10 protein-coding genes are annotated in these 9,988 nt (G+C 55.7%); 4 read left to right on the top strand and 6 right to left on the bottom strand.

What is annotated here, in order from left to right; translation table 11 throughout:
* The coding region (locus BN3772_RS29355) for a YheC/YheD family protein (protein WP_244444873.1) at positions 1–537 on the bottom strand (537 nt) is incomplete at its 3' end.
* Positions 538–547: 10 nt separating this feature from the next.
* On the bottom strand, positions 548–1,915 hold the full coding sequence (locus tag BN3772_RS29350) for a YheC/YheD family endospore coat-associated protein (RefSeq protein WP_042204167.1): 1,368 nt from the start codon (positions 1,913–1,915) through the stop codon (positions 548–550).
* A 183-nt stretch (positions 1,916–2,098) separates the two neighbouring features.
* Between BN3772_RS29350 and BN3772_RS29345 the strand changes: the two genes are divergently transcribed.
* Positions 2,099–2,440, top strand: a complete 342-nt coding sequence (locus tag BN3772_RS29345) for a YlbF/YmcA family competence regulator (protein ID WP_042174962.1) — start codon at positions 2,099–2,101, stop codon at positions 2,438–2,440.
* Between the two features lie 87 nt (positions 2,441–2,527).
* Here the strand turns inward: BN3772_RS29345 and BN3772_RS29340 are convergent, their stop codons facing one another.
* Positions 2,528–3,103 carry an LURP-one-related family protein gene (locus BN3772_RS29340; protein ID WP_042204165.1) on the bottom strand — a complete coding sequence of 192 codons (576 nt, stop codon included), beginning with the start codon at positions 3,101–3,103 and terminating at the stop codon, positions 2,528–2,530.
* Positions 3,104–3,265: 162 nt separating this feature from the next.
* On the opposite strand from BN3772_RS29340, the gene BN3772_RS29335 reads away from it, so the two are divergent.
* Together BN3772_RS29335 and BN3772_RS29330 are read left to right on the top strand one after the other, a co-directional pair.
* Entirely contained in the window at positions 3,266–3,550 is a 285-nt protein-coding gene (locus BN3772_RS29335) for a hypothetical protein (RefSeq protein WP_042204162.1), read from the top strand.
* Positions 3,551–3,763: 213 nt separating this feature from the next.
* The gene (locus BN3772_RS29330; protein WP_042174967.1) at positions 3,764–5,098 is read left to right on the top strand and encodes a DRTGG domain-containing protein; all 1,335 of its coding nucleotides are present in this window, start codon (positions 3,764–3,766) and stop codon (positions 5,096–5,098) included.
* Between the two features lie 332 nt (positions 5,099–5,430).
* Here BN3772_RS29330 and BN3772_RS29325 read toward each other — a convergent pair whose 3' ends face one another.
* The 3 genes from BN3772_RS29325 to BN3772_RS29315 form a co-directional block, all read right to left on the bottom strand.
* The gene (locus tag BN3772_RS29325) at positions 5,431–5,742 is read right to left on the bottom strand and encodes a YtpI family protein (protein ID WP_042204160.1); all 312 of its coding nucleotides are present in this window, start codon (positions 5,740–5,742) and stop codon (positions 5,431–5,433) included.
* Between the two features lie 128 nt (positions 5,743–5,870).
* Positions 5,871–6,374: a sporulation membrane protein YtrI gene (locus BN3772_RS29320; RefSeq protein WP_042204158.1), complete on the bottom strand. Its 504-nt coding sequence runs from the start codon at positions 6,372–6,374 to the stop codon at positions 5,871–5,873.
* 7 nt (positions 6,375–6,381) lie between these two features.
* Positions 6,382–6,705 carry a YtrH family sporulation protein gene (locus BN3772_RS29315; RefSeq protein ID WP_042174971.1) on the bottom strand — a complete coding sequence of 108 codons (324 nt, stop codon included), beginning with the start codon at positions 6,703–6,705 and terminating at the stop codon, positions 6,382–6,384.
* A 146-nt stretch (positions 6,706–6,851) separates the two neighbouring features.
* On the opposite strand from BN3772_RS29315, the gene BN3772_RS29310 reads away from it, so the two are divergent.
* Positions 6,852–9,988: DNA polymerase III subunit alpha (locus tag BN3772_RS29310; RefSeq protein WP_042204156.1), on the top strand; the 3,137-nt coding region annotated here is incomplete at its 3' end.

The following is a 9,988-nucleotide window of genomic DNA, read 5'->3' as shown; positions in this document are numbered from 1 at the left end:
TCCCCCACCCTGCTTCCCGCTTAGCAGCCTGGCATGCAAGGTACGCTTGCCGTGGGACCCGGCCTTAGGCTTGAGGAATACGCCGTATTCCCGTTCCGCAAGCATGGAGCTAAGTTCGTCCGGGCCGGTGTAAAGTCTGGTCTCGGGCAGCAGAGGTGCAGCCTCAGGGCTGCGCCGGAGAATCCCGCAGACCCTCCACTTATCGGGCAGCCCCCGTGACCAGGGAATGGTACCGGATAGGACGGAAAGCGCCGCAGCCGCAGCCTTTCTCTCCTGCGGGCATGAATAAAAACAGCGGTTGTACAGAACATCGGGTGCAGGAGCGACGGTCTGCTGCCACCGGCCCTCCGTCCAGGCATAGCCGGTTATGGAAGCTCCGTTTTTGGATACACCCTCAGGATGGAATACGAGCACCTTCAGATCGAACAGCGGAGCCGCTGCGCTAAGCTGGCTGCAGAACTCCGGCTCGGCAATCGGCGGATGTCCCTGGCGCCGGCCGGTCATGATACCAAGGAATCTCTGTGCTGTCTCTGTCATGGTGTCCTCCTTATAAACCGGCCAGGTAGCGGCAATATAGAATCATCTGTTTAACGGACGGTCTGATCTTCTGGTCATTCAGCGGCGTGTTGTCGTTTTTGGACGGCTTGGAGTTGACCTCCAGCAGCCAGATCCGGCCCGACTGGTCCAGAGCGAGGTCAATGCCCAGCTCCCCGAAGTGTGCGGGGATGAAGGTTTCGACACCTCTGGCGATTGCCAGCGCCGCCCGGGGAAGCTGTACCTGGGAACTTTCCTTCATTCCTGCCGGGAGATTGCTTTTGCTGATTGCTTCCTTTACGGTGCTGAGCGTACCGCCCCGGGCAAGATTAGAGACAAAATGATTGCTCCCGGCGGTGCGGGCTACAATGGAAGTAACCCCCCATTTGCCGGTTCCGTTCTTCTGAACCAGCGCCCGGAAATCTACCGGCCGTTTGCCCAGCTCCATCAGCGGGAGACCCTGCTGAATCTGGAAGCGGGTGGTTTTCATCTTGGGAGATATCGACTGGAACAGCTTTGCCAGACTGGGATAGCTTTGCTTGCGCGTACCCATCGGCGTTGTGGACAGCAGACGGTAGCCTCCGCCTTCTTCTCTGGAGATGCGCAGGATGCCTTTACCCAGGCTGCCGCGCACAGGCTTCAGGAAGACGCTGGAGTAGCTGTTGCACATTTTTTTTAGGACAGCAAAACCGTTAAAGGCATGTGACTCCGGCAAATACCGCTGCAGGGCGGCATCCTGGGCCAGTGCTTCGAACACCTCGGTTTTGTCAAGGAACTTCTCATTGAAGAAATGGGTTCCGTAGCGGGATTTTACATCCGCCAGAAAATGCTGTACGCTAGGTTTGTTCTCCACCTTGCGCGTAGTAAGCCGATTATTGATAACATCGGCGACAGGAAGACTCAGCTTCCGCCAGCCCTCGTCGTATACCCAGCCCTGGATGGAAGAGCTGCGCGCTTCCAGCGCCTCCGGGGTAAAGAAATATACATAGGCACCTTGTGCTTGGCAGGCATTGGTAAGCTCCCGGCAGAACATCGTGATCTGTCCGAACACTCTGTCCGGCTGGTCAGGATGGTCCCGGCTCACCAGCACTCCGATCAGCGGTCCGAGCCGCAGGGTGCGGCTTCCGGTGCTGTAGGTCGCATTCAGCGAAGGACGTCCTCTCCAGCCGAGCCGGCGGGCCAGCCCTTCGCTGACGCGCAGGCTTTCGGCTTTGGGAACCGGAATGACAGTAACCTCCTGTCTGAATGAGCCGAAGCTCAGCTGGATGACGCCGTGAGCCGGTATCTTGAGCCTTTTCATTGATTTGTCGCCAAGCATTATCGCGTTTTCCTGCAGGATGCCCGAGTGGACCGTTTGGACCGGGATCTTGAACTTAGACATCGTGGATCTCCTTCCGGTAGGCAGCATGATGCCGGCAATTATGAATCATAAGGGTTACCTATCATTCATCATATGGAGACATCTGACCCTTGGTGATTGACCTATTCTGTAAAAAGCCGTGCCGGGCGGAATTTGCTATTGCCGCAGACAGCAGACACAACAACAATTTCAGGAGGTAACAGAATGAACGTAATTGATAAAGCGCATGAACTGGCAAAAGCCATCAAAGAAAGCAGCGAGTTTTCCGATATCAGCAGTGCCATGAAGGTGATCGAGGGTGATCCGGAGAGCAAGCAGATGCTCGACAATTTCCGCCAGAACCAGATTGAGCTGCAGCAGCGGATGATGAACGGGGAAATGCCTCCGCAGGAGGAAATGGAAAAAATGGAGAAGCTGTTCGAGGTGCTTAACCTGAATCTCGGCATCCGCCGGCTGTTCGACGCTGAGCGCCGCCTCAGTGTTGTCATTGAAGATGTGAACAAGATCATTACGGACAGCCTGTCGCAAATGTACGGCGGACGTTAATTCTTTCTGCTCCCGCTGGAGCCGAATAAGCAAAAGGGGACTCCCCGGCCGGTTGGCTGGAGAATCCCCTTTTGTGTATTAATCCTGCTAATCCTGCTTGCCTTCGACGGCGCAGAGCAGAATGCCGGCAGCCAGCCCGAGCCTGCGGTCAAGCTGGCCGGTGCGGTCGCCGGAGAAATCGGCGGTGATTTTGGTGACGAACGGGTTGAAGTTCTGGCTGTAGGTCGGAATCGGGTCCCCCTGCAGCTCGACGCTGTATTTTTGCGGAATAAATGAGATCACCCGGCGCAGCAGCGCCATAAAGGTACTGTCCTCCTTCACCAGCCCGAGCTCCTGGTCATGCCTGTCGAGAATAACCCATTCATCCTTCAGGATCGATTTGAGTCCCTTGCGGCGCAGTGCCCCCACATGCTCACCCGTCTCGGAGTCCACCACGTCAAAAGTGACACTAAAGTCAATAATACTCCGTGCCTTGATCCGCAAAAGCTCTCTTTCCATAGACTCATCCGTGTACAGCGCAATATCCTCTTTTAGCTTAAAAGCTTTCATCTGTGAGTATAATACCAGCTCCTCTGAGCTGTTATAAATGTGCAGCTTGGTGCTCATAATCGAAAAAATCTTCTTGCGGATCGTATACTCCGTATAGCCATACGCCTTATTCAAGTACTATCGCCTCCTAATAATTGTATACATCATCTCATATGACTGCTGGCGGTGCTATATTAATTTGCCTGAACAGATTTTAAATTTTGCAGACTTGTCTCATAAATTCCCCGGACGGCTCATAGAGTAGAGATATAGATTCAGTTGAAGGAGCTGTTTGACATGAAAAAAAGAAACAAGTTCAAACACATCATGTATCTGCTGATCGCGCTGGCTATGCTGCTCTATGCCCTGCCTCAGCTGTCGTTTCAGAACGGGCCAAGCTGGGTGCTGGGCTTCGGTGTTGTCTGGTGTGTGTTTGCCTTTCTGATTATTGCCGCGCATCTGCATTTCATCATCGGGGTGGATGAAGAGAAGCAGAAGCAGCTGGAGGCGGTCCGCAGGCACAAGCTGGAGCAGTGGCAGGGCAAGTGGAGTGAGGAAGCAAGAGTGTCACAGCGGCTGTAGAGGAGCACCGGTATACCGGGATTTATACGCTCTGCCGGCTCTGGAAGATAGATCCAGAAGCCTGGCTGCCGGAAACGGCGGTCCGGGCTTTTTTGGTGCTGAAATCATTCACGGAGTTACCTTATTTGGTCTTCTGCGGGCAGTTGTACTCTGCAAATTCCGGCTGTATAATGAGTACAGAATAGTACAGATTGGGGTATGGGGGTGTAACAGTTGGAAGGACAAGGCGATAACATTACAAAGCATGAACAACTGCTGCAGCATATCGAAGGTCTTAAAGTAGGCACCAAAATTTCTGTACGCAAGCTGGCGAAGGAAATGGTAGTGAGTGAGGGGACGGCTTACCGGGCGGTGAAGGAGGCTGAGAACCTCGGCATTGTGATTACGAAGGAGCGGATCGGCACAGTCAGGGTTGAAAAGAAACCGAGGAACATTTCCGACCAGCTTACCTTTGCGGATGTTGTAGACATTGTAGAGGGGCATGTGCTCGGCGGAGCTGACGGGCTGAACAAGCATCTGCATAAATATATAATCGGTGCGATGAAGGTAGATGCAATGATCCGCTATATTGATGCTGACAGCCTGCTGATTGTGGGCAACCGTGATGACGTGCATTCACTGGCTCTGGAGCAGGGGGCAGGTGTGCTAGTCACGGGCGGCTTCGGGACAAGCCGTGAAGTTAAGGCGCTGGCCGACGAGCTGGACCTGCCGGTGATCTCCTCGAGGCATGATACGTTTACGGTGGCTTCGATGATTAACCGGGCCATCTTTGACCGGCTGATCAAGAAAAAGATTATGCTGGTCGAGGATATTCTGGAGAGTAAGCCGAGGCTGAACACGCTTAAGATTTCCAGTACGGTTGGCGAGCTGCGGCAGCTGGCGCTCTCCAGCGGGGAGCAGCGCTTTGCTGTGACGGATGAGTGGAACCGCGTTATCGGCATAGTAGGCCGTCGCGATGTGGAGGAGCTGCAGGAAGGGCAGAGCATTGAAAAGGCAATGGTCCGCAGCCCGGTAACAGCGGCGCTGCAGACCTCGCTGGCTTCGGCGGCGCAGATCATGATGTGGGAAGGGATCGACTTCCTGCCGATCGTGGACCGCAACCGCAAGCTGGTCGGCTCGCTTACCCGCCGTGAGGTGTTGCAGAGCCTGCGTGATGTCAGCAACCAGCCGCAGCTGGGCGAGACGTTCGATCATCTGATCTGGAACGGCTTTGCCGAGGAGCGCGATGAAGAAGGGAAGCTGTTCTTCCACGGCTTCATTACTCCGCAGATGGCGACAGACCTGGGTACCATTTCAGAAGGCGTCCTTTCCACCCTGATGACCCGGTCTGCCTTCAAAGCAGCCAAAGATATTACCGGCAACGACTATGTACTGGATAATATGTCTACCTACTTTATCCGTCCGGTGCAGATTGAGCACTCGATCATCGTGATGCCCAAGCTGCTGGAGATCAGCCGCCGGACCTGCAAGCTGGAGATCGAAATCAGCCACAATGACACGATGGTCGCCAAGGCTGTGCTGATGCTGCAGTCGATTGATCACGGCTAACCGGGCTGTCCGGCGAAGCAAGGCAGGATGGAAAGACAGCAGCTGTAAGGAGTTTGCTTCGCATGAACAGGTCAGCCAGAAACTTCTGGTTGGCCTTTTTTCTGGAGCTTCCAGCAGCATTAGTGGGATAAACGCCAGCTAATTCACCGGATTTACGCGGAATCCAGGATTTAGCGGGAAAAAGTCCACCAAAATTCCTGTAAGAGGCCCATTTTGGGAACCGTGTAAGCTATTAGCTGGAGAAAATCCAACTAGATGCCCTGACCATCCGCTGTGCTCCAAATTATCTGGAGAAAATCAAACTATTACCGCCCGCTGGCAGTTTTTTGTAATTACGAAGCCTTTTTCCGGCTCCTCTCCCGGCTGTAATACCCGTAGCTGCGCAGTCCGGAGAAAATGTTAAACGCCCCGATGATCAGAAACATGGCCTCTACTATAACGCTGAGCGTCGAGCCGCGGAACAGAAACATCGACATCAGCGACAGCGTGACCAGCATGGCCCCCAGCAGCACGTTCATAACGGAGCGCAGGCGGGCTTTTTCCGCAGGGTCGGAGGTCCGGCGTGAGGAGAGGCTGAACGCGGCAGCGCCAATCATAAAGACAACAAGCAGAAGGAACAGCAGATACTTGATGAGCATGATCATGGACAGGCAGCTCCTTTATCAGGCAATAATGAAGAAAAGTATAGTTCTCAGTACGGCTTCTGTTTGGCCCTTATACCTGTCCATATTGTAGCATGGCTGCCACCGGTGCGCCCGGACTAATCTGCGGCTCAGCTGCGCTTGTAGGGATGAATCTCAACCCAGATCTGCAGCACGCCCTCCATTACCAGCATCGTCCGGATTTTGGCCGAGTACTCTTTTTCGCGGACGATATATATTTTTCCATCCAAAAGCAACCGGGCGAGCTTGCCGTCCGTATCAATATCGAACATGCTGCGGCCGCGCATCGGCTCCAGATCAGTCCCCATCTTGCTGATGATTTCCTTCACCGTTACCGGATCTAGTCCAGACGTACCTTCTTTATCCTTGCTTTCCTCCATGCGCAGCTTGATTTCGCGGATCACGGTTGAGGTATTGTTGTATTTCTTGAGGGTCTTGATATCATTCCGGTACTGCTCAATTTCCACCCGCATCTCCTGATTGTTGAGCCAGAGCACATTATAGCCCAAATGAAAAACAGCATTGTACATAACGGCCCCCGTCACCATGCCGAGAACGAAGACGGCGGAAATCTGTGAGAAACGGCGGAAACGCTGAAAAGGCGGAATCCTCATAAGCCGCTCACCCCTTGCCGCATACCCATTTGACCAGCTCGCTGCCCATATGGGCGCCCAGGAAGGCGAACACCAGGTAGAGAACCTGCTTGATCGCAGGGGACAGATTGCCGCCAATCATATTGCTCTCAATGACCCTCATAGGATCAATGGTTCCTCCGACTGCCGCGGCGAGCGCCCAGATTTTAATCCGGTCGGCGATATCCAGCATCGTCTGTGTCGGCGGCTGCAGCGAGACTACCGCACCTACTCCTCCAAGCATGGCGCCGCCCAGCACGATACCGAAGGCAATGAAGAAGTCGAGCACGGCTTTGCTCATGAAAACATTCATAGAAGGCCCCTTTCCGGACAAGCCGGCTCTTCCGGCTCTGCCTGTCCCTGTGCACTTAATCCATTCTATGGGCGGCTCCCCCTGTAATATGATAAAATAGTTTCATCTTATGTTTTGATTTAAGTAGCGGAAGGGAAGTGGGGAACATGAGCCCATTCGTGCATTTGCATGTGCACAGCGAATACAGTTTACTGGACGGTGCGGCGCGTATAACAGATCTTGTGCGCCGGGCCGGCGAATACGGCATGAAGTCGCTGGCGCTGACGGATCATGGAGTGATGTATGGGGCTATCCCCTTTTATAAAGCGTGCACAGCCGCAGGCATCAAGCCGATTATCGGCTGTGAAGCCTATCTGACGGCAGGCTCGCGCCGGGAGCGGGGCAGCCGCAAGGATCAGCCGATCTATCACCTGATCCTGCTCGCGAAGAATGAAACCGGCTACAGAAACCTGATGAAGCTTGTCTCCATCGGCCATCTGGAGGGTCAGCATTACAAGCCGCGTATAGATATGGAAGCACTGGCTGATCACGCCGAGGGCATCATCTGCCTGAGCGCCTGTCTGGGCGGAGAGGTGCCGCAGCATCTGCTGCACGGGCGCGGGGATGAGGCGCGCAAGGCGGCGCTGCGGTATAAGGAGATCTTTGGCGGAGACTTCTATCTGGAGCTTCAGGACCATGGTATTCCGGAGCAGAAGCGGGTCAATCCGCAGCTGATCGAACTGGCTTCAGAGCTGGATATCCAGCTGGTTGCGACGAATGATGTCCACTATCTGGCCAAGGAGGACGCCGAGGTTCAGGATGTGCTGATCTGCATCGGCACCGGCAAAACGGTGGATGATGAAGACAGGCTGAAGATCGGGACGGACCAGCTGTTCCTGAAGAGCGGTGAGCAGATGGCGGCGCTGTTTCCGCATGTACCGCAGGCAATACTCAATACGCAGGAAATAGCGGATAAATGTAATCTGGAGCTGACGTTCGGACAGCATATTCTGCCCGAATATTCCCCGCTGCCGGAAGGAGTGGACGCCGCTGCTTATCTGCGCGGGCTATGCCGCAGCGGGCTGGAAGACCGGTATGCCGGTACACAGCAATGGGCTTCACCGGAGGGGAAGGCGGCTGCGGAGCAGCGACTGGACTACGAGCTGGGCGTTATTGAAAGCATGGGCTTCAGCGATTATTTCCTGATCGTCTGGGATTTCATTGCCTATTGTCACAAGAACGGAATTGTTACCGGTCCGGGCCGCGGCTCTTCGGCGGGAAGCCTCACTGCGTATACCCTGCGGATTACCGATGTGGACCCGCTGAAATACAACCTGCTCTTTGAGCGCTTCCTTAATCCCGAGCGGATAACGATGCCGGATATCGACATCGACTTCAGCGATGAGCGACGCGATGAGGTTATCGCCTATGTCGTGGAGAAATACGGCAAGGAGCATGTGGCCCAGATCATCACCTTCGGAACGATGGCTGCGCGGGCGGCGGTCCGCGATGTCGGCCGGGTGCTGAACCTGCCTTACAATGAGGTGGACAAGGCCGCGAAGCTGATTCCGGGGCAGCTCGGAATCAGCATTGCCCGGGCGCTGGAGGGCAGTCCTGACCTGAAGGCGCTGTATGAGACCAGCCGCAAGACGCGGGAGCTGCTGGATATGGCGATGAAGGTCGAAGGCATGCCGCGGCATGCATCTACGCATGCCGCCGGTGTTGTGATCTCCAAAGGCCCGCTGACCGATGCTGTGCCGCTGCAGGCCGGCAATGAGAGTACGGCGCTGACCCAGTATTCCATGGAGCATCTGGAGAGCGTCGGGCTGCTCAAGATGGATTTTCTGGGGCTGCGGACGCTGTCAATTATTGAGCGCTGCATGAACTGGATCAGGGAGATGGACGGGGCGGCTCCCGATTTCCGGACCATTGCCGACAATGATCCGCTGACCTATGAGATGCTCGGGGCAGGCGAGACGACCGGCGTCTTCCAGCTGGAGTCTGCGGGCGTCCGCCGCGTATTGAAGGATCTGAAGCCGTCGGGCTTTGAGGATGTGATCTCAGTGCTTGCGCTGTACCGTCCGGGCCCGATGGAGTTTATTCCCAAGTTTATCGCCGGCAAGCACGGCGACATCACGGTCGATTATCCGCATGCCGACCTGACGCCGATTCTGGCGGATACGTACGGCATAATTGTCTATCAGGAGCAGATTATGCAGATTGCCTCCCTGATGGCCGGCTTCTCGCTCGGGGAAGCGGATCTGCTGCGCCGTGCGGTATCCAAGAAGAAGCGTGAGACGCTGGACAAGGAGCGCAGCCATTTCGTGCAGGGCAGCCTGCAGCTGGGCTATCAGGAGCAGGATGCGAATGCCGTGTACGATATGATCGTCCGGTTCGCCGATTACGGCTTCCCTCGTGCCCATGCTGCCGCTTACGGCGTGCTGGCCTTCCAGACGGCCTATCTGAAGGCGCACTATCCTGTGCAGTTCATGGCGGCTATGCTTACGGCTGTCATGGGTACTCACCGCAAAGTAGCAGAATATGTACTGGAATGCCGGCGCTCCGGCATCGGCGTTCTGCCGCCTGATGTCAACGAAAGCGGTGTGCTGTTCACTCCGGTTCCCGGCGCAGACGGAAACGGCGGGCATATCCGCTTCGGTCTGGCGGCCGTGAAAAATGTCGGAACACTGGCTGTAGAGAATATTATGGCCGTCCGTAAGGAGCGTCCGTTCGACAGCCTGCTCGATTTCTGCCGCCGTGTCGATTTGCGCGTCTGCAACAAGCGGGTCATTGAATCCCTGCTCCAGGCCGGTGCCTTTGACCGTCTGCCCGGGCACCGGGCCCAGCTGCTGGCTATGCTCGATGAGACCGCCGATGCCGCGGCCAAGTGGCGCAAGGAGCGCGACGAGCTGCAGATCCAACTGTTCGATGATCTTATCGAAACCCCGAACTGGGAGATCCGCTACCCGGATATTCCGAAATTCAGTGTCACCCAGCAGCTGGAGCTGGAGCGTGAGCTGCTCGGCCTCTACCTGTCCGGCCATCCGCTGGACGACAGTGCAGCCCTGCTTGAGGAGCCGGGCATCCAGCGGCTGATGGACCTTGGCGAAGCCGCGGATGAGAGCCAGACGGTTACGGCCGGAATGGTCGTATCCATTAAGGAAATTACGACCAAGGCCGGCAAGGCGATGGCCTTCATCCAGTGGGAGGACCAGATCGAGCGCTGCGAGGTCGTGCTGTTCCCTGAGGTGTGGAAACGCAGCCGCAGCCTGGTCGAGAAGGGTGCGCTGCTGGCCCTGCGCGC

Source organism: Paenibacillus camerounensis (genome assembly GCF_000723885.1).
Classification (GTDB): Bacteria; Bacillota; Bacilli; order Paenibacillales; family Paenibacillaceae; genus Paenibacillus_AQ; species Paenibacillus_AQ camerounensis.
Note: the sequence above shows the minus strand (reverse complement) of the source record. Positions and strands in the feature narration are given on the sequence as shown.

Coding starts and splice junctions, on each gene's coding strand:
- BN3772_RS29335 (WP_042204162.1), top strand. CDS start 3,266: ATGAAAAAAAGAAACAAGTTCAAACACATCATGTATCTGCTGATCGCG.
- BN3772_RS29345 (WP_042174962.1), top strand. CDS start 2,099: ATGAACGTAATTGATAAAGCGCATGAACTGGCAAAAGCCATCAAAGAA.
- BN3772_RS29350 (WP_042204167.1), bottom strand. CDS start 1,915: ATGTCTAAGTTCAAGATCCCGGTCCAAACGGTCCACTCGGGCATCCTG.
- BN3772_RS29320 (WP_042204158.1), bottom strand. CDS start 6,374: ATGAGGATTCCGCCTTTTCAGCGTTTCCGCCGTTTCTCACAGATTTCC.
- BN3772_RS29325 (WP_042204160.1), bottom strand. CDS start 5,742: ATGATCATGCTCATCAAGTATCTGCTGTTCCTTCTGCTTGTTGTCTTT.
- BN3772_RS29315 (WP_042174971.1), bottom strand. CDS start 6,705: ATGAATGTTTTCATGAGCAAAGCCGTGCTCGACTTCTTCATTGCCTTC.